General features: G+C 70.7%; 19 protein-coding genes. 5 read left to right on the plus strand and 14 right to left on the minus strand.

From position 1 onward, the window contains the following. Window positions 1-42: 42 nt before the first annotated feature. The 10 genes from ACH4SP_RS20155 to hrcA all read right to left on the minus strand — a co-directional run bounded on the left by ACH4SP_RS20155 (window position 43) and on the right by hrcA (window position 9,726). A complete protein-coding gene (locus ACH4SP_RS20155; protein WP_398416746.1) occupies window positions 43-402 on the minus strand; it encodes a histidine triad nucleotide-binding protein in 360 nt (119 codons plus the stop codon). Between the two features lie 108 nt (window positions 403-510). After that, entirely contained in the window at window positions 511-1,587 is a 1,077-nt protein-coding gene (locus tag ACH4SP_RS20160) for a tetratricopeptide repeat protein (protein ID WP_398416748.1), read from the minus strand. Further along, a complete protein-coding gene (locus ACH4SP_RS20165) occupies window positions 1,584-2,909 on the minus strand; it encodes an ATP-binding protein (RefSeq protein WP_398416750.1) in 1,326 nt (441 codons plus the stop codon). Before ACH4SP_RS20165 ends, ACH4SP_RS20160 begins: the two co-directional genes overlap by 4 nt. 79 nt (window positions 2,910-2,988) lie before the next feature. Beyond that, window positions 2,989-3,945 carry an ATP-binding protein gene (locus tag ACH4SP_RS20170; RefSeq protein WP_398416752.1) on the minus strand — a complete coding sequence of 319 codons (957 nt, stop codon included), beginning with the start codon at window positions 3,943-3,945 and terminating at the stop codon, window positions 2,989-2,991. A gap of 271 nt (window positions 3,946-4,216) precedes the next feature. Then, window positions 4,217-4,975, minus strand: coding sequence for a hypothetical protein (locus ACH4SP_RS20175; protein WP_398416754.1), 759 nt, complete (start codon window positions 4,973-4,975; stop codon window positions 4,217-4,219). Window positions 4,976-5,019: 44 nt separating this feature from the next. Further along, window positions 5,020-5,412: a VOC family protein gene (locus ACH4SP_RS20180; RefSeq protein WP_398416756.1), complete on the minus strand. Its 393-nt coding sequence runs from the start codon at window positions 5,410-5,412 to the stop codon at window positions 5,020-5,022. 93 nt (window positions 5,413-5,505) lie between these two features. Next, on the minus strand, window positions 5,506-6,249 hold the full coding sequence (locus tag ACH4SP_RS20185; RefSeq protein WP_398416758.1) for a 16S rRNA (uracil(1498)-N(3))-methyltransferase: 744 nt from the start codon (window positions 6,247-6,249) through the stop codon (window positions 5,506-5,508). Further along, a complete protein-coding gene (locus tag ACH4SP_RS20190) occupies window positions 6,246-7,343 on the minus strand; it encodes a nitronate monooxygenase (RefSeq protein WP_398416760.1) in 1,098 nt (365 codons plus the stop codon). Before ACH4SP_RS20190 ends, ACH4SP_RS20185 begins: the two co-directional genes overlap by 4 nt. Window positions 7,344-7,572: 229 nt before the next feature. Beyond that, complete coding sequence (dnaJ, locus tag ACH4SP_RS20195; protein WP_398416761.1) at window positions 7,573-8,709, minus strand: molecular chaperone DnaJ; 1,137 nt, start codon at window positions 8,707-8,709, stop codon at window positions 7,573-7,575. Beyond that, complete coding sequence (hrcA, locus tag ACH4SP_RS20200) at window positions 8,710-9,726, minus strand: heat-inducible transcriptional repressor HrcA (protein ID WP_398416763.1); 1,017 nt, start codon at window positions 9,724-9,726, stop codon at window positions 8,710-8,712. Between the two features lie 171 nt (window positions 9,727-9,897). Between hrcA and ACH4SP_RS20205 the strand changes: the two genes are divergently transcribed. Together ACH4SP_RS20205 and ACH4SP_RS20210 are read left to right on the plus strand one after the other, a co-directional pair. Next, window positions 9,898-10,629, plus strand: coding sequence for an MBL fold metallo-hydrolase (locus ACH4SP_RS20205; protein ID WP_398416764.1), 732 nt, complete (start codon window positions 9,898-9,900; stop codon window positions 10,627-10,629). Window positions 10,630-10,663: 34 nt separating this feature from the next. Continuing rightward, a complete protein-coding gene (locus ACH4SP_RS20210) occupies window positions 10,664-11,497 on the plus strand; it encodes a DUF3097 domain-containing protein (protein WP_398416766.1) in 834 nt (277 codons plus the stop codon). Window positions 11,498-11,576: 79 nt separating this feature from the next. On the opposite strand, the gene hemW is transcribed toward ACH4SP_RS20210, so the two are convergent. Together hemW and ACH4SP_RS20220 are read right to left on the minus strand one after the other, a co-directional pair. Then, window positions 11,577-12,809 carry a radical SAM family heme chaperone HemW gene (gene hemW / locus ACH4SP_RS20215; RefSeq protein ID WP_398416768.1) on the minus strand — a complete coding sequence of 411 codons (1,233 nt, stop codon included), beginning with the start codon at window positions 12,807-12,809 and terminating at the stop codon, window positions 11,577-11,579. Window positions 12,810-12,851: 42 nt separating this feature from the next. Beyond that, window positions 12,852-14,789 (minus strand): SpoIIE family protein phosphatase, encoded by a 1,938-nt coding sequence (locus tag ACH4SP_RS20220; protein WP_398416770.1) that lies wholly within the window; start codon window positions 14,787-14,789, stop codon window positions 12,852-12,854. A 239-nt stretch (window positions 14,790-15,028) separates the two neighbouring features. Here ACH4SP_RS20220 and ACH4SP_RS20225 point away from each other — a divergent pair, with 239 nt between their 5' ends. Further along, window positions 15,029-19,177, plus strand: coding sequence for a HAMP domain-containing protein (locus tag ACH4SP_RS20225; RefSeq protein ID WP_398417203.1), 4,149 nt, complete (start codon window positions 15,029-15,031; stop codon window positions 19,175-19,177). A gap of 11 nt (window positions 19,178-19,188) precedes the next feature. Next, window positions 19,189-19,773, plus strand: a complete 585-nt coding sequence (locus ACH4SP_RS20230; protein ID WP_398416772.1) for a two-component system response regulator — start codon at window positions 19,189-19,191, stop codon at window positions 19,771-19,773. A 32-nt stretch (window positions 19,774-19,805) separates the two neighbouring features. Here ACH4SP_RS20230 and ACH4SP_RS20235 read toward each other — a convergent pair whose 3' ends face one another. Together ACH4SP_RS20235 and lepA are read right to left on the minus strand one after the other, a co-directional pair. Beyond that, window positions 19,806-21,695, minus strand: a complete 1,890-nt coding sequence (locus ACH4SP_RS20235; protein ID WP_398416774.1) for an AMP-dependent synthetase/ligase — start codon at window positions 21,693-21,695, stop codon at window positions 19,806-19,808. Window positions 21,696-22,023: 328 nt separating this feature from the next. Then, window positions 22,024-23,892 carry a translation elongation factor 4 gene (gene lepA, locus ACH4SP_RS20240; protein WP_398416776.1) on the minus strand — a complete coding sequence of 623 codons (1,869 nt, stop codon included), beginning with the start codon at window positions 23,890-23,892 and terminating at the stop codon, window positions 22,024-22,026. Window positions 23,893-24,138: 246 nt separating this feature from the next. Here lepA and rpsT point away from each other — a divergent pair, with 246 nt between their 5' ends. Beyond that, a complete protein-coding gene (gene rpsT / locus ACH4SP_RS20245; protein WP_185026347.1) occupies window positions 24,139-24,405 on the plus strand; it encodes a 30S ribosomal protein S20 in 267 nt (88 codons plus the stop codon). Window positions 24,406-24,621 lie beyond the last annotated feature (216 nt).

The raw sequence follows: 24,621 nt of genomic DNA on the forward strand, positions 1-24,621 counted from the left end.
CTCTCCGTCGGGCCCTGGGCCGGGCCCTCTTTCGAATCGTCCTTATCCGGGGGGCCAGTTGAGGCCGCGTCCGGCGAGGACGTGGGCGTGCGCGTGGAAGACGGTCTGGCCCGCTCCGGCGCCCGTGTTGAACACGATGCGGTAGCCGTTCTCCTCGACCTTCTCGTCGAGGGCGACCTGTCCGGCCTCGCGCAGCACGTCGGCGGCGATCTGCGGCTCGGCCGCGGCCAGCGAGGCGGCGTCCGGGTGGTGCACCTTGGGGATGACCAGGACGTGGGTGGGTGCCTGCGGGTTGATGTCGCGGAAGGCGACGGTCGTCTCGGTCTCGCGGACGACGGTGGCCGGGACCTCCCCCGCGACGATCTTGCAGAACAGGCAGTCCGCCTGCGGTTCGCCTGCCATGGCGTGCCCTCCTCATGATGCGGTGATCGGTTACGGCGCATGCTATCCGTACGGCGCTGCCGGAACCCGGGGCCGGTCACGGCCCGTTCGAGGCGCGTGCGCGCCCCGTCAGCGGCGCATGCCCGCCCGCTCGAACCAGATCGTCAGCAGGGTCGGCACGAGCGCCAGCCAGAACAGGATCTGCGGCACCAGTCGTTCCGTCCACGGCACGGCGACCACGACGACCGCGCACAGGGTGCACCAGGCGGCCTGCCCGACGGCGACCTTCCCCCAGAAGTTTGTCCTGACAAACGCGCCCATGCTGAGCCGCACCCCGGTGCGCATCCTGCGGTAGCGCCGCCACGCCCCGAACGCCCACACCGCGCCCATCACGGCGAGCGCGTACAGCCGGGTGCCCAGCGGTGCGGGCAGGTCGACGGCGTCGCCCTCGCCGGGGAAGAGCCGCCCGGACACTCCGGCGATCGCCACGCACAGCAGGGCGAGCCAGCGGGTGCCGCGCAGCATCCGGTACACGGCGCCGTCGAGGGCCCTGTGCATCTCCTTGTCCTGCGGGAGGACGGAGAGCGCCGTGGCGTACGAGTCGGCGACCTCCGACAGCTTCGCCGAGGGGTCCGCCGCCCTCGCCTCGGCGAGGACCTTGTGCGCCCACTTGCACTCCGGGTCGAGGGCGAGCGCGGCCCTGGCCGAACTCTCCACGAGGTCCTGCCTCTTGAGGAGTTCGGCGTAGAAGTACACCGCGTGGTGCGCTTCCGGTTCCTCGGGTGCCAGCCGCACCGCCTCGAACGCCACCTCCAGCGCCGCGGGCCACTGGTCGAAGGGGTGCATCATCGCCTTGGCGAGGGCGACGTGCGCGCTCCAGGAGTCCGGTGCGCAGCGGACGGCCTCCCGTCCGGCGGCCAGCGCCTTGTGCCAGTTGGGGGCGCCGTGGAAGAAGTAGGAGCGCAGGATGTGCGCGTACGCGTAGTCGGGGGCGTGTGCGAGGGCCTGGTCGAGCGCCCGCTCGGCCTCCTCGTACTCCTCGGCCCTCAGACTGCAGCGGTGCATCCGCGTCCAGGCCTTCGCGTCGGACGGCTCCTCGGCGAGCCTGCGGGCGATCAGCTCGCGGGCCTCTTCGGTCCTGCCCACCTCCAGGAGGAGGTCCGCCTTCTCGACCGCGTCCTGAAGGCTCCCCGTCGTGCCGCTCACAGTTTCCGCTTCCTCTTGAGATGGGCGAGCAGGTCGTCGTACGTGCCGCCGTCGTTGGCGAACAGCGCCACGTTGCGCGCGGCGGCGAACCAGGCCTCGGTGGACGGCTTGAGCTGCTTCGCGGCGCCCAGCAGGTCCTTCGTGTTGATCATGCGTACGGTGCCGGTGCGCGCGGAGTCCATGAGCGCCGTCTCGGACGCGGTGTCGCAGACGTGCGCGAGGTCGGCGCCGGAGAAGCCGTCCGTGACCTTGACGAGCCTGCCCAGGTCGACGGATTCGATGGGGCGCTCCCGCAGGTGGTAGCGGAGGATCGCCTCGCGGGCCGCCTCGTCGGGCGGCAGCACCAGCAGGGTGCGGTCCAGGCGGCCGGGGCGGCGCAGCGCGAGGTCCACGTCCCAGGGGACGTTGGTGGCGGCGAGGACGAAGACGCCCTCGTTGTCGCCGTCGGCGCCGTCGAGTTCGACGAGGAGCTGGTTGACGGCGTTGCGCAGCCCGCTGTGGTGCGAGCGGCTGCGCTTGGCGCCCAGGGCGTCCAGTTCGTCGAGGAAGACCACGCAGGGGGCCTTGGCGCGGGCGGCCCTGAACACCTCGTGGACGTTCTTCTCGGACTGCCCGATGTACATGTCGAGGACGTCGCTGAGCGACACCGACATGAAGGACGCGCCCATCTCTCCCGCGATCGCACGGGCGATGAACGTCTTGCCGCAGCCGGGCGGCCCGTACAGCAGCAGCCCGCCGCGCAGGCTCTTGCCGAACAGCCTGCGCAGCTCCGGGTTGCGCAGGGGGGCCAGGAACGCCGCCTCCAGGCGGTCCTTGACGTCCTGCATGCCTCCCACGTCCGCGAGGCGGATGCGGCCGGGCGCCTCGATGTCGTACGCGGGGGCGTCGCCGGGGTCGCCTTCGCCGTCGGAGCCGAGCGGACGCTCGACCCCCGGGGGCGTACCGTCCGCTGCCGGGGCCGCCGCCGAGGTGTCGCCGGTCTCGGCGAAGCGCGGCGGCACCGCGTCCCGGACCTCCTGCTCGGCGGCCTGCCAGTCGAACCCTGCCGGGGCCGGGGCGGGTGCTGGTGCGGGTGCGGGTGCTGGTGCCAGGGCCGGTGCCGACGCCGGTGTCGGGGTGCCTCCCATCGCCCGCACCATCAGTGCCCGCGCCTGCGGGTCGCCGGGCGCGTGCGTCAGCGCGACGGCCGCCTCCGCGACGGCCGCGTCGCCCTGTCCCGTGTCGAGCAGCAGCCCGGCGAGGTGCAACCGCAGGGGTACGTCGTCGGGGGCAGCAGCAACGGCCGCGCGCAGGCTGCGTATCAGGGGTGGCTCTTCGGACATGCGGCCACCCTATGAAGACGGTGCGCCCCTGTGCTCACGCGGGTCGGGAAACGGCCTCGCGGCGCCGCTCCACGGCCCCCTACGGCCTCCCCAGCCCTTCCAGCAGCAGCTGCCCGTACTCCCGGTGCGCCAGCGGCAGCCGGAACGTGCCGTCGTCCTCGGGCAGCACCACCGACGCTTCGATCAGCGCGGCCAGTTCGCCGTCGCCCGCGAACACCGTCTTGACCTGCTCGGCGGTGAAGTTCCCGGTGAACGCCGACAGCCTTGCCCACAACAGCCGTTCGGCCCGCCCGCACAGGTCGTGGCTCCAGGCGATCGCCCTCAAGAGGGTGCGGTGCCGGGCGGGATCCTTCGGGCCGTGTATCAACACCCCGAACCGTGCCCCCGGTTCGCACAGGCTGCTGTAGAGCTGCTGCGGGGTGACGGACTTGCCCAGGGTGCGCGCCGCGAGCAGCACGCTCAGCGGGTCGCCGTCGAGGCGCTCGGCGAGCAGCCGGGTCCAGAACACGGGCAGGTCCACCCCCTGCATCGCCGCCTTCTCGCGGAGGAGTTCGACGGTCTGCTCGCGCGACAGCGGGCGCAGCGGCACCCGGTACTCGCCGGGCACGCCGATCGGGCTGCGGCTCGTCATCAGGATCTGCAGACCGGGGCACGAGTCGTGCAACCTGCCCACCAGGTACGCGCAGCCCACCCGGACGCGCTCACAGGTGTCCAGTACGAGCAGCCCGCGCCGCCCCGCGAGGAGCCGCAGCACCGCCTCCATCGGGTCCGTCCCGCTGCCGGGGGCGGTCCCCGCGTGCAGGGCCGCGGCGACGGTCTGCGGGACGAGTGCGGCGTCGGCGCAGTCGGAGAGGTCCGCACGGTGGACGGGGAGATCCGTGACGGACTCCGCGAGTCGGGCGGCGAGATGCGACTTGCCGACTCCGGCGGGCCCGGTGAGGGTCACCAGCCTGGTGTCGACGAGGACGTCGAGGAGCTCACCGAGGGCCGGCTCGTGGGGGATGCGGGGGACGGGGAGGCCGTATGCGGGAGGCATGCGCCCACTGTGTCGGGCACCGGCCCGTCGCGCGCCCCCGAGGGCCGGAGATCCGTACACCTAATTCCCCTGATGGGAACTACGTAGGTATGCGCGGCGGAGACGGCGGTCCCCCACGAACACCTCGCACGAACACCTCGCACGAACACCTCGCACGAACACCTCGCACGAACACCTCGCACGAACACCTCGTCGCGGCAGCCGGACTGCCGGGCTCGGACGTCGCACGCGCACATCCCTGCCCCGCGGTCACCGCGGTGAACCCCTCACCTCACTTGTCGGAAGGACAGCCGCAGGTGGGTGTCGGATCGGGGGGCGGGTCGGGGGCGGGGTCGGGCGGCGCGGTGACCGTGACGGTGACGGTGGGCCTCGGGTCGGGCGTGGGATCGGGTTCCGGCGGGGCGACGGTGATGGTGGTACGTCCAACGGGCGGCGTCGGGTCCGGGTTCCCGGTCGGCCGGGTCGGTTTCCAGGTGGGCCGGTGCGTGGGCCCCGTGGTCGGACCGGGCCCCGTGGGAGGCTCCGAAGTCGGCCCCGTGGTGGGGGCGTTGCAGTTGCCCAGCACACTCACCCGGAACACGGTCCGTCCCGACACCTTCGCGGTCAGGTCGCCCCGTACGCACCGTCCGTCGCGCTCGTCGGTGACCTTGCCCGCGATACGGATCTCGCGTCCGTCCCGGTCCTGGCCCTCGCACGCGACAGTGGCGACGTTGCGGACCGGTGGGGCGGAAGTGACGCGGGAGGGGCGGGAGTCGGGACCGGCGGTGACCCTGTCGGCATCGCCCCTGCCGGGACCGGCGGTGACCCTGCCGTTCTCCCCGACGGTGGCCGTGCAGGTCATCCAGTTGACGGCGACCCCGGCACGCTGCAGCGCACTCGTGCCGGTCTGGTCGGTGGTCAGCGCGACCGCGAAGGAGCTCAGGCCGCCGGCGGTGCCCGGCTCGCACGCCACGACGCCCGCGACCGCCGCACCTGCGACGCCGATCGCCGCGAGGGTGCGCCGGTGCCGTATCCGCCTCATTGCCCCCATGGGGGGCAGCCTGCCACCGCGCACCGGGGAGGGACAGGGGCGTTTCAGCCGCCGAGCAGCAGCCACTCCTGGAGTTCCACCAGGTTCCCCTCGGGGTCCTTGAGGTGGGCGACACGCATGCGTTCCGTCATCGGTGCGGGCCCGCTCACCAGGGCCGCTCCGCGCCCGGTGATCTCCTCGCAGTACCGGTCGAGGTCGTCGACCCGCAGCACCACGAACGACCGGTGCCCCGTGGGATCCGCGGCGAGCTCCCCCAGCAGCTCGGCCATCATGGCCCGGTCCTGGAGGGCGACCCCGGCGGACCCGGTCGTCGGCGAGAACTTCTCGTACGGCCCGTCGGCGAACCCGGACTGGGGTTTCAGCCCCAGCACGTCGCCGTAGAAGCGGTAGCAGGCACGGAAGTCCGAGACCAGCAGCCGGACTTGAGCGAGTTCCATGGCGCACTCCTCTTTGAGGTGGAGGACAGGGGCTCCCCCGCGGGGCTGTTCCTGCGGGACTGTTCCCGCGGGGCTGTTCCCGCGCGGACTTGTTCAGGACCACCGGCCGGTGCGCCCCAGCAGCAGCGCCGTCGCCGCCGTGCCCGCCGTGGACGTCCGCAGCACGCTGCGCCCCAGCCGGTACGGTTTCGCCCCCGCCGCCGCGAAGACCGCGAGCTCCTCCGGGGACACTCCCCCTTCGGGCCCGACGACCAGCACGATGCTGCCCTCTTGAGGGAGCTCCGCCACCGCCAGCGCACCGCTGTCGGCGTCCCGGTCCTCGTGCAGCACGGCGGCGAAGTCGGCGGTGGCCAGAAGTGCCCCCACCTGCTTGGTGCTCATCGCGTCCGCGACCTCGGGGAAGCGGAGCCTCCGCGACTGCTTCCCGGCCTCCCTCGCGGTGGCCCGCCACTTGGCGAGGGACTTGGCACCCCGCTCGCCCCTCCACTGCGTGATGCAACGCGCGGCCTGCCACGGCACGACGGCGTCGACGCCGGTCTCCGTCATCGTCTCGACCGCCAGCTCGCCCCGGTCCCCCTTGGGGAGGGCCTGCACGACGGTGATGCGCGGCCGCGGCTCGTCCTCGACGACCGTCCCGGTGACCTTCACGACGAGCCGGTCCTTGCCCTCCGCCGCGACGACGACGCCCTCGGCGCCGTTTCCCGCCCCGTCGGTCAGGACGACGTCCTCGCCCGGCTGCAGGCGCCGTACGGACACCGCGTGGCGCCCCTCGGGGCCCTCCAGGACGTACTCCCCGCCCTGCGGCACGCTCTCCACCACGAACACCGGCGCCGTCATGACGTCGACCTCCTCAAAGCCATCTCCGTCCACGCCGAGTCCGCCTCGGCCGCGAGCACCTGTACGAGCCGCCCGGCGGGCAGGTCCCGCGCCAGCCGGTGCCCCTGCCCCGCCCACAGCGCCATGCCCTGGGCGTCGCCCAGCCGCGCGGCGGCCTTGCGCAGCCCGGCGGTCATGTAGTGCACCTCGGGATATCCGGACGGGGCGTACGGGCCGTGCTCGCGCATGAACCGGTTGACCAGGCCCCGCGCGGGGCGCCCGGAGAACGCCCGGGTGAGTTCCGTCCGTACGAACAGGGGGTTCCGCAGGGCCTTCTTGTGCATCGCGTGCGCACCGGACTCCGGGCACGCCAGGAACGCCGTCCCCAGCTGCGCCGCGTCCGCGCCCGCGGCCCGTACGGCGGCGATCTGCGCGCCGCGCATCAGCCCTCCGGCGGCGATCACCGGCAGCTGTACGGTCTCGCGGACCTGCGTCACCAGGGACAGCAGCCCCAGCCCGCTGCTGCCGTCGGTCTGCGGGTCGTCGCGGTGCGTGCCCTGGTGCCCGCCCGCCTCGATGCCCTGCACGCACACGGCGTCCGCACCCGCCCACTCGGCGGCCTGCGCCTCTTCCGGAGTGGTGACGGTGACGATCGTAAATGTCCTGACATTTGCGAGGGCGTCGAGTTCGTCCCTTGAGGGGCAGCCGAAGGTGAAGGACACCACCGGCACGGGGTCGTCGACGAGGAGCGCCAGCTTGGCCTCGTACCCGTCGTCGGTGCCGTGGTCGTCGCGCTCGGCGATCGGCGTCTCGTACCAGGCGCTCTCGCTCGCGAGTTGCTGCCGGTACAGATCCAGGGCCGCCGGGTCGGCGGCGGGCTGCGGCATGAACAGATTGACCCCGAACGGCTTCGAGGTCAGCGCGCGCAGCTGCTTGATCTCCTCGTACATCCCGTCGGCGGTCTTGTAACCGGCCGCGAGGAAGCCGAGCCCGCCGGCGTCGGACACGACACCGGCCAACTCGGGGCAGGAGGCCCCGCCGGCCATGGGCGCCTGCACGATCCCTCGCCGGCACAGCTCTCCCAGCGTGGGCATCACCCTGGACTCAACAGACATGCCCGCATCGTTTCACGCCCGGGCCGACCCGCCGAATCGAACGAGAACGGGGCCGGACCCGATGGTCCGACCCCGTTTCGCACGGACGACAGCGGATGCCCACCGCAGGGACGAGAACTACCGCCCGTTGAAAGCGTCCTTCAACCGTGAGAAGAGCCCCTGCTGCCCCGGCTGACTGTGCGCCCCGGGGGACGACCCCCGGACCCCCAGCAGCCCCGGCACCCGCTGCTCAGCGCCCGTTGAAAGCGTCCTTCAACCGCGAGAAGAGCCCTTGCTGCCCCGGCTGGAACTGCCCCGTGGGCCGCTCCTCGCCGCGCAGCTTCGCCAGCTGGCGCAGCAGGTCCTCCTGCTGCGGGTCCAGCTTCGACGGCGTCAGCACCTCGACGTGCACGATCAGGTCGCCGCGACCGCCACCGCGCAGGTGTGTCACGCCGCGCCCGTGCAGCGGCACCGACTGGCCCGACTGCGTACCGGGCCTGATGTCGATCTCCTCGACCCCGTCGAGCGTCTCCAGCGGCACCTTGGTGCCGAGCGCGCCCGCCGTCATCGGGATGGTCACCGTGCAGTGCAGGTCGTCGCCGCGCCGCTGGAAGGTGGGGTGCGCCAGCTCGTGGATCTCCACATAGAGGTCGCCGGCGGGGCCGCCGCCGGGGCCGACCTCGCCCTCGCCCGCGAGCTGGATGCGGGTGCCGTTGTCGACACCTGCCGGGATCTTCACCGTGAGCGTGCGACGCGACCGGACGCGGCCGTCGCCGGCGCACTCCGGGCACGGCGTCGGCACGACCGTGCCGAAGCCCTGGCACTGCGGGCAGGGCCGCGAGGTCATGACCTGGCCGAGGAACGACCGGGTGACCTGCGAGACCTCACCGCGACCGCGACACATGTCACAGGTCTGCGCGGCGGTGCCGGGGGCCGCGCCCTCGCCGCTGCAGGTCGTACAGACGACAGCCGTGTCGACCTGGATTTCCTTGGTGGTGCCGAAGGCCGCCTCGTTGAGGTCGATCTCCAGCCGGATCATGGCGTCCTGGCCGCGGCGGGTGCGCGAACGCGGGCCGCGCTGGGACGCCGTACCGAAGAAGGCGTCCATGATGTCGGAGAAGTTTCCGAAGCCACCCTGGCCGAAGCCGCCCGCGCCGCCTCCGCCGGAGGCCGACAGCGGGTCGCCGCCGAGGTCGTAGACCTGCTTCTTCTGCGGGTCCGACAACACCTCGTAGGCGGCGTTGATCTCCTTGAAGCGCTCCTGAGTCTTCGGGTCCGGATTCACATCCGGGTGAAGCTCACGCGCAAGACGCCTGAACGCCTTCTTGATTTCGTCCTGGGAAGCGTCGCGGCGCACGCCGAGTACGGCGTAGTAGTCCGTGGCCACTTACGACTCCGCCAGGATCTGTCCGACGTAACGTGCCACTGCGCGTACCGCTCCCATCGTTCCGGGGTAGTCCATGCGGGTCGGTCCGACCACGCCTAGCTTGGCGACTGCCTCGTCGCCCGAACCGTAGCCGACTGCGACCACGGACGTAGAACTGAGTCCCTCGTGAGCATTCTCATGACCGATACGTACGGTCATGCCTGACTCCGTGGCCTCGCCGAGCAGCTTCAGCAGGACGACCTGCTCCTCCAGCGCCTCCAGTACGGGGCGGATGGTGAGCGGGAAGTCGTGGCCGAAGCGGGTGAGATTGGCGGTTCCGCCGATCATCAGCCGTTCCTCGGTCTCTTCCACAAGTGTTTCCAGAAGAGTCGCGAGAACCGTCGAAACGGTTCCCCTGTCCTCCGGTTCGAACGACTCGGGAAGTTCCTGCACCAGTTGCGGCACATCGGCGAACCTGCGGCCCACGACCCGGCTGTTGAGCCGGGCCCGCAGGTCCGCGAGGGACATCTCGCCGAACGGCGCCGGGCAGTCGATCATCCGCTGCTCGACCCGGCCGGTGTCGGTGATCAGCACCAGCATCAGCCGGGCGGGCGCCAGCGACAGAAGCTCCACGTGGCGCACCGTCGACCGCGTCAGCGACGGGTACTGGACGACGGCCACCTGCCGGGTCAGCTGCGCGAGCAGCCGCACCGTACGGGCGACGACGTCGTCGAGGTCGAGGGAGGCGTCCAGGAAGCTCTGGATCGCCCGCCGCTCCGGCGTGGACAGGGGCTTGACCCCGGCCAGCCGGTCGACGAACAGCCGGTAGCCCTTGTCCGTGGGGATCCGCCCGGCACTGGTGTGCGGCTGGGCGATGAACCCCTCGTCCTCCAGGGCCGCCATGTCGTTGCGCACGGTGGCCGGGGAAACACCGAGCTGATGCCGCTCGGTGAGGGCCTTGGAGCCGACGGGCTCCTCCGTGCCGACATAGTCCTGGACGATGGCGCGCAGCACTTCAAGTCTGCGTTCACTGAGCATCGCGCACACCTCCAAGCCGTGATGTTCCCTGGTGCAGATCGGGCGTGCGGGGCTGATACCCCGGCACTCTGCCTGGCACTCCCCGTCTGCGAGTGCCAGCGATTGTCGGGCCAGTGTACGGCGGCGGGGTGCTGCCCGGGCAAGGGCGGCGGCTCACGCTAGCGTCACGGTATGGAGATGCGATGGGAAGAGGCCGGCTGGGAACGTCTCGCTCCGGGTGTCGGCAGGCGCCGGCTGCCGGGCTGGGACGCGACGATCGGCCTGGTGGCGGGCGGGCAGGGAGCGCTTCTGTACGACACGGGGTCGTCGCTTCGCGAGGGCGCCGGGATCCGGCTGCAGGCCGAGTCGTTGCTCGGCCGCAGAGTGACGCATCTCGCGCTCAGCCATCCCCACTTCGACCATGTGCTGGGGTCGGGCGTCTTCGCGGGCGTCGAGGTGTTCGCGGCGGTCGGCATGGACACGCTGCTCGTCTCGCAACGGGAGTCGATCTCCACCGACGCGGTACGTCACGGAGTGGCGCCGGACGCCGCCGTCGAGGCCGCGGAGCTGCTGGCCGCCCCGCACCACCTGGTCTCCGACGAGCGGACCCTCGACCTGGGCGGCGGGCGCAGCGTCCTGTTCGCCAACCTGGGCCCCGCGCACAGCGGCCACGACCTGGTGGCCCTCGTGCCGGGCCTGGAGGGCGGCCCCGAGGTCGTCTTCTGCGGGGACCTGGTGGAGGAGTCGGGGGAGCCGCAGGCGGGCACTGACGCGGTCGGTGGGCGGTGGCCCGAGGCACTGGACCGGCTCCTCTCTCTGGGCGGCGAGGACGCCGTGTACGTGCCGGGGCACGGTGCCGCGGTGGACGCGGCGTTCGTACGGGCCCAACGCGACGCGCTGGCACGCCGTTTCAGGGCCTCCTAGCTGCCCCTCGTGCACGTGTCGTAGCGTCAGCCGCATGCGCAGCTACAGCCCCGACTTCACCCCGCCCTGGAAGAAGTCGACGCCCGCCCCCGAACTCCCCGCCGATCACGACCTGGTGGTGGAGGAGGTGTCGACCGGCTTCTGCGGTGCGGTGATCCGTACCGAGAAGACGGCGGAGGGCCCGACGGTCACCCTGGAGGACCGCTTCGGCAAGCACCGGGTGTTCCCGATGACTGTGGCCGGCTTCCTCTTCGAGGGCGCGCCGGTGACGCTGGTACGGCCGTCCTCGGGGGCCGGTCCTGTGCGCCCCGCCCGGACCGCTTCCGGTTCGGTCGCCGTCACGAACGCGCGGGCGCGCGTGGCGCGGGCGGGCCGCATCTATGTGGAGGGGCGGCACGACGCGGAACTGGTGGAGCGCGTCTGGGGCGACGACCTGCGCATCGAGGGCGTCGTCGTCGAATACCTGGAGGGCATCGACGACCTGCCGGCGATCGTCGCCGGGTTCGCCCCGGGACCGGACGCGAAACTCGGTGTCCTGGTCGACCACCTGGTGCCCGGTTCGAAGGAGTCCCGCATCGCCGCCGGGGTGACGGACGCCAACGTCCTGATCGTCGGACACCCGTACATCGACGTGTGGGAGGCCGTGAAGCCGTCCTCCGTCGGCATTCCCGGCTGGCCGCGGATCCCGCGCGGCCAGGACTGGAAGACGGGCGTGTGCCGGGAACTGGGCTGGCCGGACAACACGGGCGCCGCCTGGCAGCACATCCTGGCGCGGGTCCGCTCGTACAAGGACCTTCAACCGTCCCTGCTCGGTGCGGTGGAGCGGCTCATCGACCACGTGACGGTCGGCGACGTGCCGCAGGGCTGACCGACGCGTGCCCCGGCCCGCCCTGCCGCGGGGCCGACCGGCGCCGGGCGCCGCGGCACGGCGGCGCCCCGCCCGGTGCTCAGTCCACCAGGTCCCGTACCACCGCGTCCGCCAGCAGCCGGCCGCGCAGGGTGAGCACCGCGCGGCCCTCCGTGTAAGGACCGTCCTCCAGGAGGCCGTCCCTTACCGCCTTCTCCGCGGCGGCCAGTCCCGTGGGCTTCAGCAGCGACAGCTCACAGCCCTCGACGAGCCGCAGTTCCAGCAGGATCCGCTCGACCCGGCGGTCCTCGTCGAGCAGCACCTCACGCCCGGCCCCGGGGGACCGCCCCTCGCCCAGCGCCTGCGCGTAGGCCCCGGGGTGCTTGACGTTCCACCAGCGCACACCGCCGACGTGGCTGTGCGCGCCGGGACCTGCGCCCCACCAGTCGGCGCCGCGCCAGTACAGCTCGTTGTGCAGGCACCGGCCGGCCTCGGACGTCGCCCAGTTGGACACCTCGTACCAGGAGAAACCGGCCTTCGAGAGCGCCGTCTCCGTCATCAGGTAGCGGTCCGCGTGCACGTCGTCGTCCGTCATCGGGACCTCGCCGCGCCGGATCCGCCGGGCCAGCTGGGTGCCCTCCTCGACGATCAGCGCGTACGCGCTCACATGGTCGGGGCCCGCCCCGATCGCCGCGTCGAGGGACGCCTGCCAGTCGGCGTCGGACTCCCCCGGGGTGCCGTAGATCAGGTCCAGGTTCACATGGTCGAACCCGGCCGCCCGCGCCTCAGCGACGCACGCCTCCGGGCGCCCCGGGGTGTGCGTACGGTCCAGGATCTTCAGCACGTGCTGCCTGGCGCTCTGCATGCCGAACGACACCCGGTTGAAGCCACCCTCGCGCAGCTCCGCCAGGTACGCCGGATTCACCGACTCGGGATTGGCCTCCGTCGTGACCTCGCAGTCGTCCGCGAGACCGAACTCGTCCCGGACCGCCCCCAGCATCCGTACGAGATCGGCGGCGGGCAGCAGGGTGGGCGTCCCGCCCCCCACGAAGACGGTCCGCACGGGCCTCGGGTCGTCGCCCAGCACCTTGCGCGCGAGGCGCACTTCCTCCACCAGCGTCGCCGCGTAGTTGTCGCGCGAGGCGAGCGCTCCGCCCGACCCGCGCAGCTCGGTCGCCGTATACGTGTTGAAGTCGCAGTACCCGCACCGGGTCGCGCAGTACGGCACGTGCAGATAGAACCCGAGGGGCCGCTCCCCCGCCCCCCGCAACGCATCAAGAGGCAGCGCCCCGTCCTCGGGCATGGGCTCACCATCAGGCAGTACAGAAGGCATGCCCCCATTGTCCGCCCTCCGGAAAGCCGATACCGCCCCGCTCTACTCCGCCCGCAGCACCAGCAGCGCCAGATCGTCGTCCGGCGGGTCCGCCGCGAACCCGTGCACCGCCCTGGTGATCCGCTCCGCCACCCCCTGCGCCGACAGCCCCGCACACCCCGCCAGCTCCACCGCCAGCCCTTCGCCGTCGTCGAACATCACCCGCCCGCAGCGCCGCTCCGTCACCCCGTCCGTCACGCCCAGCAGCACCTCCCCCGGTGCCAGCACGAACGTCTCGCTCTCGTACGCCGCGTCGTCCAGCACCCCGAGCAGCACCCCCGGCTGCGCCGCCGCACGCACCTCCCCGTCGGGCCGCAGCACCAGCGGCAGCGGGTGCCCGGCGCTGGAGACCGTGCAGCGCACACCGCCGCCGTCGGACTCCGGGAGCGGCTCCAGCTCCCCGTACAGCATCGACAGGAACCGTGCCTGCGGTCCGTCCGGGAGCTCCTGGCCGCCCGCTGCGGCCACCAGCCGCGCCGCCGCGTCCGCGGACTCGGTCGCGTCGTCGAGCAGCAGCCGGTTGAGCCGGTCGAGGACCTCCGACACCTGGTAGCCCTCGCGTGCGAGCAGCCGCAGCCACGGCCGCACGAGCCCGGTGACGACGGCGGCCTCCGGCCCGTTGCCCTGGACGTCGCCGAGGGCGAAGCACCAGCGGCCGTCGGCCGCGTGGAAGACGTCGTAGAAGTCGCCGCCGGCCACCCCCTCGCCCCGCGGCTGGTAGACGAGGGCGCTGGTCAGGCCGGGGATCTCGGCGACCTGGCTGGGCAGCAGGGCCCGCTGCAGGACGCTGGAGATGGTGGCCTGCTGGGTGTACCTGCGGGCGGCGCCGACGGCCAGCGCCACCCTGCGGACGAAGTCCTCGATGAGCCCGGTCACCTCGTCGGGGATGCGCAGGATTCCGGCCCTCCCGAGCATCAGGATGCCGACCCGGCGCCCGCCCACCACCATCTGACAGGCGAGCACCGCACCGGCCCCGCCGAACGCCGCACCGGTGCCCGGCCAGGGCAGCGGCACGGGGCCGCCCCGGGCGGACTCGGGCAGCCGGGGCGGCTCCTTCTCCAGCAGGGTGCGCAGTTCCTCCATGCACGCCTCGCGCGCGTGCCAGACCCGGGCGAGCCTCGGTTCCGCACCCGGGCCGCCGCCCTCGGGGTCGAGCCACACGGCGCACCAGTCGGCGAGCCGGGGCACCAGCAGCTGCGCGGCGAGCGCCACCACCATGTCCTGGTCGAACTGTCCGGCCAGCAGGTCGGAGGCCTCGGCGAGGAACGACAGCGCACCCCGGTTGATCCAGTCCGGGTCCTCGTCGCGCACCTGCCTGCGCGGCAGCGGGGCGAGGATCTCGGCCACCCGCAGCCCGCGCTGGAGCGCCTGGTGGGAGGCGAGGGCGGTGGGCGTGAGCGCGGGGGCGTTGGCCGCGGCGGGCTGCCAGCCGTCCAGCGGGAGCGCCGCCCAGACGGTCTTGAGGCCGGTGCGGTAGGTGACGCCCCAGCTTTCGGCGAGTCCGGCGACGAGGTGGAGGCCGCGCCCGTACTCGGGGGCGTCGCTCCGCCCGCGGCGCTGCGGTTCGTTGCGTACGACCCGGGAGGGGTGGTGGTCGGACACTTCGATGACGAGGGCGGCGGCCTCCCGGGTGGTGCCCGCCGGTTCGATGCGGCAGAGGAGTTCGACGGTGGTGCCCGCGTGCACCACGGCGTTGGTGACGAGTTCGTTGACGACCAGGGCCGCGTCGTCGGCGAGCCGGCCGGCGAAGCCCTTGTCGTCGGGCAGCAGGGGCGTACCGGACCAGTCCGCGACGGCGGCCCGCAGGAACTTCCGCGCGGCGGACGGCGCGAGCGGATTCCCGGGCAGGCTGGTGCGGGCCTCGGAATGGATCTCGTACCTCCCGGCCCACGGACTTCTCGCACGGGCACCGTCGGCCCGCTGCGTCGGAATGGATGCCACAGTGCGGCTCCTGATCGGTTCTCGCATTGCGCCGCTTACGACAACCACAGGGTGACAGACTGAGCCTGCCCATAAGCACCGAGTCACTGAAGTGGGCCTCAATGAACGAAGACCGCGCCATTTCACGCACCGGATCCCGCATCGGGTCCCGCACCGGTCCCGGCCCCGGGGACGACCCGGGAACACATCCCGGCGAGGGCTGGGTGCACACCTCCGAGCTGCGCCCCCTCCTCGCCGCGATGACGTCACTGCGGGACGGGGACTTCCGGGTCCGCCTCCTGGAGACACAGGAGGGCACCCCGGCCGAACTGTCCGCCGTCTTCAACCAGATCGCCCACCGCAAGGAGCACTACGGCGCCGAACTCGCCCGCGTGCGCCGGGAGGTCGTACGGCACGGCAGACTCGACGAACGCCTCGCGGTGAGCCCGGGCCAGGGCGGCTGGGCCTCCAACATCAACAGTACGAACGCCCTCCTCGACGCCCTCGTGGTGCCCGCCGCCAACGCCACGCGCGTGCTGGACGCGGTGGCCGGCGGCGACCTCACCCAGCGGGTCGACCTGCACGACGGAAACCGGCAGCTGCACGGCGACCTGCGCCGGCTGGGCCGGGCGGTCAACAAGATGGTCGACCAGCTCTCCCTCTTCACGGGGGAAGTGACCCGGGTGGCGCGCGAGGTCGGCACCGAGGGACGCCTCGGCGGCCGGGCCAAGGTGCAGGGACTGTCCGGCAGTTGGCGGGACGTGACGGAGGCCGTCAACACGATGGCGTCCCGGCTGACGGCCCAGGTGCGCGACATCGCGGCGGTGACGACCGCGGTGGCCCGCGGCGACCTGACCCGTACGGTCACGGTCGAGGCGACCGGCGAACTCCTCGAACTGAAGCTGACCGTCAACACCATGGTCGACCAGCTCTCCGCCTTCGCCGACGAAGTCACCCGCGTCGCCCGCGAAGTCGGCACGGTCGGCCAGCTGGGCGGCCGCGCCCAGGTGCGCGGCGTCAGCGGCGTCTGGAAGGACCTCACCGACAACGTCAACTTCATGGCCTCCAACCTGACGTCCCAGGTACGCAACATCGCCCAGGTCACCACCGCCGTCGCCAACGGCGACCTGTCGCAGAAGATCACCGTCGACGCCCAGGGCGAGATCCTCGAACTCAAGTCGACGATCAACACCATGGTCGACCAGCTCTCCGCCTTCGCCGACGAAGTCACCCGCGTCGCCCGCGAAGTCGGCACCGAGGGAAACCTCGGCGGCCGCGCCCAGGTCCGCGGCGTCTCCGGCGTCTGGAAAGACCTCACCGACAACGTCAACTACATGGCGGACAACCTCACCTCACAGGTCCGCAACATCGCACTCGTCTCGACCGCCGTGGCCCAGGGCGACCTCGGCAAGAAGATCACCGTCGAGGCGAAGGGCGAGATCCTCGAACTCAAGTCGACGATCAACACCATGGTCGACCAGCTCTCCGCCTTCGCCGACGAAGTCACCCGCGTCGCCCGCGAAGTCGGCACCGAGGGAAACCTCGGCGGCCAGGCGCAGGTGCGGGGCGTCTCCGGAGTCTGGAAGGACCTCACCGACAACGTCAACTTCATGGCCTCCAACCTGACGTCCCAGGTACGCAACATCGCCCAGGTCACCACCGCCGTCGCCAACGGCGACCTCTCCAAGAAGATCACCGTCGACGCACGCGGCGAGATCCTGGAGCTCAAGGACACCGTCAACACGATGGTGGAGCAGCTGCGCGCCTTCGCCGACGAGGTCACCCGGGTGGCCCGTGAGGTCGGCACCGACGGCCGGCTCGGCGGCCGCGCCCAGGTCCTCGGCGTCAGCGGTGTCTGGAAGGACCTCACCGACAACGTCAACTACATGGCGGACAACCTCACCTCGCAGGTCCGCAACATCGCCCAGGTCGCCACCGCCGTCGCCAACGGCGACCTGTCCAAGAAGATCGACGTCGACGCACGCGGTGAAATCCTGGAGCTGAAGACCACCATCAACACCATGGTGGACACACTGTCGTCGTTCTCCTCCGAGGTCACCCGCGTCGCCCGCGAGGTCGGCTCCGAGGGCCAGCTCGGCGGCCAGGCCCGCGTCGAGGGCGTGTACGGCACCTGGAAGCGCCTCACCACCAACGTCAACGAACTCGCCCTGAACCTCACCACCCAGGTCCGCGCCATCGCGGAAGTCGCGTCCGCCGTCGCCCAGGGCGACATGTCCCGCTCGATCACGGTGGAGACCCGGGGCGAGGTCTCCGAACTGAAGGACAACATCAACCTGATGGTGTCCAACCTCCGCGAGACGACCCGCGCCAAGGACTGGCTGGAGTCCAACCTGGCCCGTCTCGCCGGTCTGATGCAGGGCCACCGCGACCTGATGGAGGTCGCCGACCTCATCCTGCGCGAGCTGACGCCCCTGGTGAACGCACAGTTCGGCGCGTTCTTCCTGGCCGACCCCGAAACCAACGGCACCCCGTCGCACACCACCAACGCGACGATGCCGCAGCGCGGACTCGCCTTCATCGCCGGGTACGGGTCCGCGCAGGGCGCCACCGTCGACACCCACGGCATGCCGGGACACGGCCTCGTACGACAGGCCGCCCTGGAGAAGAAGCGCATCCTCGTCGAGGAGGCGCCGCCGGACTACATCAAAATCAGTTCCGGTCTCGGCGAAGCGGCACCCGCGAGCGTCGTCATCATCCCCATCCTCTTCGAGGACAAGTTGCTCGGCGTCATCGAGCTGGCGTCGTTCTCCCGGTTCTCCGACGTCCATCTGGCGTTCTTCGACCAGTTCGTGAACACCATCGGCGTCGCCATCAACACCATCATCGCCAACTCCCGTACGGAGTCCCTGCTCAGCGAGTCCCAGCGGCTCGCCGTCCAGCTCCAGGACCGGTCCAACGAACTCCAGCGCCAGCAGGCCGAACTCCAGCGCTCCAACGCCGAACTCGAAGAGAAGGCGGCCCTGCTCGCCACGTCGTCGCAGTACAAGTCCGAGTTCCTGGCGAACATGTCGCACGAGCTGCGCACCCCGCTCAACTCCCTCCTCATCCTGGCCCGCCTCCTCTCCGACAACCCGGACGGTCATCTCTCCGACCAGGAGGTGCAGTTCGCGACGACCATCCACCGTTCGGGCTCCGACCTGCTCCAGCTGATCAACGACATCCTCGACCTGTCCAAGATCGAGGCCGGCCGGATGGACGTACGCCCCAAGAAGCTCCCGCTCATCAAGGTCCTCGACTACGTCCACGCCACGTTCCGCCCGGTCACCCTGGACCGGGGCCTCTCGTTCGAGGTGGCGGTCGGCGAGGACGTACCGCGCGACATGTTCTCCGACGAGCAGCGCCTCCAGCAGATCCTGCGCAACCTGCTGTCCAACGCGATCAAGTTCACCTCGTCGGGCCGCGTCGAACTCCACGTCAACCTCGTCGCGGACGCGGAGAACCACCTCCTCAAGAGCGCGCACGACGTGATCGCCTTCGCCGTCTCGGACACCGGAATCGGCATCGCCGCCGAGAAGCTCCCGGTCATCTTCGAGGCGTTCCAGCAGGCCGACGGCACCACCAACCGCAAGTACGGCGGCACCGGTCTCGGTCTGTCCATCAGCCGCGAGATCGCAGGACTGCTGGGCGGCCGGATCATCGCGGAGAGCGAGCCGGGCCGCGGCTCGACCTTCACTCTGTACGTTCCGGTGCGCTACCCGGGGCACATCGACACGGAGCAGCCGGACCCCCAACCGCCCGTCCGCGCGCTCCTGCCGAGCCAGCCGGAGCGCCTGTCCGCCAACCACGTGACGCTGCCGGAGCAGGACGACGGCTGGCCCACCACCACCAAGCTGGAGGAGTGGAAGTCCGGCCGCGCCGGTGTCGTACTGCCCGGCCGCCGCGTCCTGATCGTCGACGACGACATCCGCAACGTCTTCGCCCTCACCCACGTACTGGGCCGGGTGGGCATGCCCGTGCTGTACGCCGAGAACGGGCGGGAGGGCATCGAGATGCTGGAACGCAACTCCGATGTCGAACTCGTCCTGATGGACATCATGATGCCTGAGATGGATGGGTACGAGACCATCGAAGCCATCCGCAACACGCCCAGGTGGACCGACCTGCCGATCGTCGCCCTCACTGCGAAGGCGATGCCCGGCGACCGGGAGAAGTCCATCGCCCAGGGCGCCAACGAGTACGTACCCAAACCGGTCGACGTCGACCGGCTGCTCTCCGTCGTCTGCTCCCTCCTGGACCCCGAGGGGCAATTGGCGGAACCGGGACAGCCGGGATGCGCGTCGGCAGGTTTCACAGTCCCGGACTGCCCGGGGGCACCGGCTGCCCCCGCGCTCCCGGGGCAGGCCGACGACCCGTACGGGGAGCCCGCCGGCCCACCACCGACGCTGTGAGGCAGTAGACGATGACCACTGAGGTACCGCAGAGCGACCGCGCCAGCATCCTGCTCGTGGACGACATGGAGGACAACCTCATCGCGCTGGAGGCAGTTCTGGGCGCACTGAACGAACCGTTGGTACGGGCCCGTTCGGGCGAGGAGGCGATGAAGGCGCTGCTGCGGCAGAAGTTCGCCCTGGTGCTTCTCGACGTCCGGATGCCCGGCATGGACGGCTTCGAGACGGCGTCCAACATCAAGCGCCTCGACCAGACGAAGGACGTACCGATCATCTTCCTCACCGGCACCGAGGGCGACTCCGGCTATGCCTTCCGGGGGTACGCCACCGGGGCCGCCGACTTCCTGACCAAGCCGTTCGACCCGTGGGTGCTGCGCGCCAAGGTGAACGTATTCCTCGAACTGCACCGCAAGAACCGCCAGCTGGAGCGGATGCTGGAACAGGAGCGGCAGCAGTTCGGGCTGCTCGCCGAGCAGTTGGCGCAGATCGAGGAGCGCGTCATGGAGGACTGCCCGGGCGACGCGTCGCAACTGCGGGGCCAGGTGGTCCGGATGAAGGAGACCCTGACGGAAATGCGCCGCGGCCAGGACGGCTGACCGCGACGCACCGAGCAGGGGCCGCCAGGGGGTCAGGCCTCCCGGCTCCCCGAGTACATCTCGTCGATCAGGTGCTTGTACTCCCGCTCGACGACCGGCCGCTTCAGCTTCAGGCTGGGCGTGAGCTCACCGTTCTCGACGTCCAGGTCGCGGGGCAGCAGCCGGAACTTCTTGATGGTCTGCCAGCGCTGGAGTCCCTCGTTGAGCTCCTTGACGTAACCCTCTATGAGGGTCTGGGTCTCCGGCGCGGCGACCACTTCCGCATACGTCGTCGCCCGGAGGCCCTGCTCCTTCGCCCAGCCGAGGATCGTCGGCTCGTCGAGGGAGATCAGCGCCGTGCAGAAGTTCCGGTCGGCGCCGTGCACCAGGATGTTCGAGACGTACGGACAGACCGCCTTGAACTGGCCCTCGGTCTCGGCAGGCGAGATGTACTTGCCGCCGGACGTCTTGATGATGTCCTTCTTACGGTCGGTGATCTTGAGGTAGCCGTCCGCCGACAGTTCGCCGATGTCGCCGGTGTGGAACCAGCCGTCGGACTCCAGGACCTCGGCGGTCTTCTCCGGCAGCCCGTGGTAGCCCTCCATGATGCCGGGGCCGCGCAGCAGGATCTCGCCGTCCTCGGCGATGCGGACCTCGGTGCCGGGGAGCGGCTTGCCGACGGTGCCGGTGCGGTACGCCTCACCGGGGTTGACGAAGCTGGCGGCGCTGGACTCGGTCAGCCCGTACCCCTCCAGGATGTGGATCCCGGCTCCGGCGAAGAAGTAGCCGATGTCGGGGGCGAGCGCTGCCGAACCCGACACGCACGCCCGCAGCCGCCCGCCGAACGCCTCGCGGATCTTCGAGAAGACCAGCGCGTCCGCGACCTTGTGCTTGGCGCTCAGCCCGAACGGTGCCGTCGCCTGCCCGGTGCGCCGGAAGTTGTCCTGCGTCACCTTCGCGTACTCACGGCCGACGCCGGCCGCCCACTGGAAGATCTTGTACTTGGCTCCGCCACCGGCCCGCGCCTTTGCGGCGACGCCGTTGTAAACCTTCTCGAAGATGCGCGGTACGGCGGCCATGTACGTCGGCTGCACGACCGGCAGATGCTCGATGATCTTGTCGATGCGGCCGTCGACGGCGGTGACGTGCCCGACCTCGATCTGTCCGGAGGTGAGCACCTTGCCGAAGACGTGCGCCAGCGGCAGCCACAGGTACTGGAGGTCGTCCTTGGTGATCAGTCCGGTCGCGACGGTCGCCTTCGCCATGTACGACCAGCAGTCGTGCGGCAGCCGTACGCCCTTGGGACGGCCCGTGGTGCCGGAGGTGTAGATGAGCGTGGCGAGCTGGTCGGAGGTGATCGCCGCGACGCGCTCCTTGACCGCGTCCGGGTTCTTCTCCAGGTACGCGGCTCCGCGCGCCTCCAGGTCGGCGAGCGAGAGCACCCAGCCCTCGGGGTCGCCTTCGGCGGGCACGGCGTCCTCGGCGTTGACGACCACGACGTGGGCGAGGTGCGGCAGTTCGGCGCGCTTCTCACGGGCCTTGGCGAGCTGCTCGGCGTCCTCGGCGATCAGGACGCGGCTCTCGGAGTCGGAGAGGATGTACGCCGACTCCCCGGCGTTGGTCGAGGGGTAGATCGTGGTGGTGGCCGCTCCGGCGCACATCACGCCGAGGTCGGCGAGGATCCACTCGACCCGGGTGGCCGAGGCGAGCGCGACCCGCTCCTCGGGCCGCACGCCGAGTTCGACGAGGCCTGCGCCGATCGCGTACACCCGCTTGGCCGCCTGCGCCCAGCTCAGCGAGCGCCATTCGTCGGGTCCCTGTCCACTGGACGGCGGCACCGGATACCGGTAGGCCTCCCCGTCCGGCGTGGCAGCCACGCGCTCAATGAAGAGGGTCGCCACGGACGGCGGCCGGTTCTCGATCAAGGTCTGTGTGTCGCTCACGACGTCCTCCGGGCCCGCGGCATTGCTGCGCGACTGGCTGGTATTTAACTGGCGAGTAACAAACGATCAGTGATCAGAGTAGAGCGCCCGGGCCTGGTCCGTAAGGGTCCCAGGGCCCTCCATTTCATAACGGACCTGACCGTGGCCGCCAGGTGGTCCCGGGCACTGCGCACGGGCTCCGGACCGGGGCCCACGGAGTCCGGACGGCGGGACGTACGGAGTCCCGCAACGCGCCGCACGGAGTCCGGACAACGGAACGGGCCCGCCGCACCTCGGTGCGACGGGCCCGTACTCGGCTGCCGGTGACTGGTGGTTCAGGAGCGCCCGGCTACTTCTTGGTCTTACCGCCGGACTCGTCGCTGGAGAGGACCGCGATGAAGGCTTCCTGCGGAACCTCGACGCTGCCGACCATCTTCATCCGCTTCTTGCCCTCCTTCTGCTTTTCCAGGAGCTTGCGCTTGCGGGAGATGTCGCCGCCGTAGCACTTGGCGAGGACGTCCTTGCGGATGGCGCGGATCGTCTCGCGGGAGATGACCCGGGAGCCGATGGCGGCCTGGATCGGGATCTCGAAGGCCTGCCGCGGGATGAGCTCGCGCAGCTTGGCGACGAGGCGCACCCCGTACGCGTACGCCGCGTCCTTGTGCGTGACGGCGGAGAAGGCGTCGACCCTGTCGCCGTGCAGCAGGATGTCGACCTTGACCAGGGCCGCGGACTGCTCGCCGGTGGGCTCGTAGTCCAGGGAGGCGTAACCGCGCGTCTTGGACTTCAGCTGGTCGAAGAAGTCGAAGACGATCTCCGCCAGCGGCAGCGTGTAGCGGATCTCGACCCGGTCCTCGGACAGGTAGTCCATACCGAGCAGCGTGCCGCGGCGGGTCTGGCAGAGCTCCATGATCGCGCCGATGAACTCGCTGGGGGCGAGGATCGTGGCCCGTACGACCGGCTCGAAGACGTCCGAGATCTTGCCCTCGGGGAATTCGCTCGGGTTGGTCACGATGTGCTCGGAGCCGTCCTCCATGCCCACGCGGTAGACCACGTTGGGCGCGGTCGCGATGAGGTCGAGGCCGAACTCGCGCTCCAGGCGCTCGCGGATCACGTCGAGGTGCAGCAGGCCGAGGAAGCCGACGCGGAAGCCGAAGCCCAGCGCCGCCGAGGTCTCCGGCTCGTACACCAGCGCGGCGTCGTTGAGCTGGAGCTTGTCGAGGGCCTCGCGGAGGTCCGGGTACTCGGAGCCGTCCACCGGGTACAGCCCGGAGAAGACCATCGGCTTCGGGTCCTTGTAGCCGCCCAGCGCCTCGGTCGCGCCCTTGTTCAGGGAGGTGATGGTGTCACCGACCTTGGACTGCCGGACGTCCTTCACACCGGTGATGATGTAGCCGACCTCGCCGACGCCCAGACCGTCGGAGGGAGTCATCTCCGGCGAGGAGACGCCGATCTCCAGAAGTTCGTGGGTGGCGCCGGTCGACATCATCTTGATGCGCTCGCGCTTGTTGAGCTGGCCGTCGACCACTCGTACGTACGTCACGACGCCGCGGTAGGAGTCGTAGACCGAGTCGAAGATCATCGCGCGGGCGGGGGCGTCCTTGACGCCGACCGGGGCCGGCACGTCGCGCACGACGCGGTCGAGCAGCGCGTCCACGCCGACGCCGGTCTTGGCGGAGACCTTCAGTACGTCCTCGGGCTGGCAGCCGATGAGGTTGGCCAGCTCCTCGGAGAACTTCTCCGGCTGGGCGGCCGGCAGGTCGATCTTGTTGAGGACGGGAACGATCGTGAGGTCGTTCTCCATCGCCAGGTAGAGGTTGGCGAGGGTCTGCGCCTCGATGCCCTGTGCCGCGTCGACCAGCAGGACCGTGCCCTCGCAGGCGGCCAGCGAGCGGGAGACCTCGTAGGTGAAGTCCACGTGGCCCGGGGTGTCGATCATGTTGAGGATGTGGGTCCTGCCCTTGTCCTCGCCCTCGCTGGGCGCCCAGGGCAGCCGTACCGCCTGGGACTTGATCGTGATGCCGCGCTCGCGCTCGATGTCCATGCGGTCGAGGTACTGGGCACGCATCTGCCGCTGGTCGACCACTCCGGTCAGCTGGAGCATCCGGTCGGCAAGCGTCGACTTGCCGTGGTCGATGTGCGCGATGATGCAGAAGTTGCGGAGCAGTGCCGGGTCGGTACGGCTCGGCTCGGGCACGTGGAGAGGAGTCGCGGGCACGCAGGGTCCTGATTCTTGAGAAGACGTACACGGTGGGCGCCGCGGAGGTGCGTCGGGCGCGCGCGTGCGTCGTTCTCGTCTCGGTCCGGAAGTTGTGAAGTCTTCCCATGGTCCCACGACCGGGGGCCTGCGGCCGGTTTGGGCCGGTCGGGGAGCGGCTGGTAGCCTGGGCAGCTGTGTCTCGTGACCCTTGCGGGTGGCGGGGCGCACACATTGAGATCCAACCGAACCTGTAAAGGCTCTTTCGTGGCGAACATCAAGTCCCAGATCAAGCGGAACAAGACCAACGAGAAGGCGCGCCTGCGCAACAAGGCCGTCAAGTCCTCGGTCAAGACCGCCGTGCGCAAGGCCCGCGAGGCCGTCGTCGCCGGTGACGTCGAGAAGGCCACGCTGGCCGTTCGCGACGCCTCCCGCGCGCTCGACAAGGCCGCCAGCAAGGGTGTCATCCACAAGAACGCCGCCGCCAACAAGAAGTCGGCGCTGGCTGCCAAGGTCGCCACCCTGCAGGCCTGAGCATTCAGCTCTGAGGTACCTGTAGTGAATCGTCGGCGCCAGGATTCAGCGGACCCTCTCTACCGCTCCTGACCCGGCACCCCCGCCGCGCACCGAACGCGTTCGCCACGCGGGCGCGGTGGACAAAGCTTGAACCGGAACCCCGGCTCTCCGTCCTTCCCCAGGACGGAGAGCCGGGGTTCCGGCGTTTTCCCTTCCGTTCGGTCTTCCCTTTGC

It is taken from the genome of Streptomyces sp. NPDC021093 (assembly GCF_044333135.1).
In the GTDB taxonomy this organism is placed as follows: Bacteria; Actinomycetota; Actinomycetes; order Streptomycetales; family Streptomycetaceae; genus Streptomyces.

What these genes read in the sequence shown, in the direction of transcription:
- ACH4SP_RS20155 (WP_398416746.1), bottom strand. Translation starts at nt 402, where the DNA reads ATGGCAGGCGAACCGCAGGCGGACTGCCTGTTCTGCAAGATCGTCGCG.
- ACH4SP_RS20165 (WP_398416750.1), bottom strand. Translation starts at nt 2,909, where the DNA reads ATGTCCGAAGAGCCACCCCTGATACGCAGCCTGCGCGCGGCCGTTGCT.
- ACH4SP_RS20170 (WP_398416752.1), bottom strand. Translation starts at nt 3,945, where the DNA reads ATGCCTCCCGCATACGGCCTCCCCGTCCCCCGCATCCCCCACGAGCCG.
- ACH4SP_RS20175 (WP_398416754.1), bottom strand. Translation starts at nt 4,975, where the DNA reads ATGGGGGCAATGAGGCGGATACGGCACCGGCGCACCCTCGCGGCGATC.
- ACH4SP_RS20180 (WP_398416756.1), bottom strand. Translation starts at nt 5,412, where the DNA reads ATGGAACTCGCTCAAGTCCGGCTGCTGGTCTCGGACTTCCGTGCCTGC.
- ACH4SP_RS20185 (WP_398416758.1), bottom strand. Translation starts at nt 6,249, where the DNA reads ATGACGGCGCCGGTGTTCGTGGTGGAGAGCGTGCCGCAGGGCGGGGAG.
- ACH4SP_RS20190 (WP_398416760.1), bottom strand. Translation starts at nt 7,343, where the DNA reads ATGTCTGTTGAGTCCAGGGTGATGCCCACGCTGGGAGAGCTGTGCCGG.
- hrcA (WP_398416763.1), bottom strand. Translation starts at nt 9,726, where the DNA reads ATGCTCAGTGAACGCAGACTTGAAGTGCTGCGCGCCATCGTCCAGGAC.
- ACH4SP_RS20205 (WP_398416764.1), top strand. Translation starts at nt 9,898, where the DNA reads ATGGAGATGCGATGGGAAGAGGCCGGCTGGGAACGTCTCGCTCCGGGT.
- ACH4SP_RS20210 (WP_398416766.1), top strand. Translation starts at nt 10,664, where the DNA reads ATGCGCAGCTACAGCCCCGACTTCACCCCGCCCTGGAAGAAGTCGACG.
- hemW (WP_398416768.1), bottom strand. Translation starts at nt 12,809, where the DNA reads ATGCCTTCTGTACTGCCTGATGGTGAGCCCATGCCCGAGGACGGGGCG.
- ACH4SP_RS20225 (WP_398417203.1), top strand. Translation starts at nt 15,029, where the DNA reads ATGACGTCACTGCGGGACGGGGACTTCCGGGTCCGCCTCCTGGAGACA.
- ACH4SP_RS20230 (WP_398416772.1), top strand. Translation starts at nt 19,189, where the DNA reads ATGACCACTGAGGTACCGCAGAGCGACCGCGCCAGCATCCTGCTCGTG.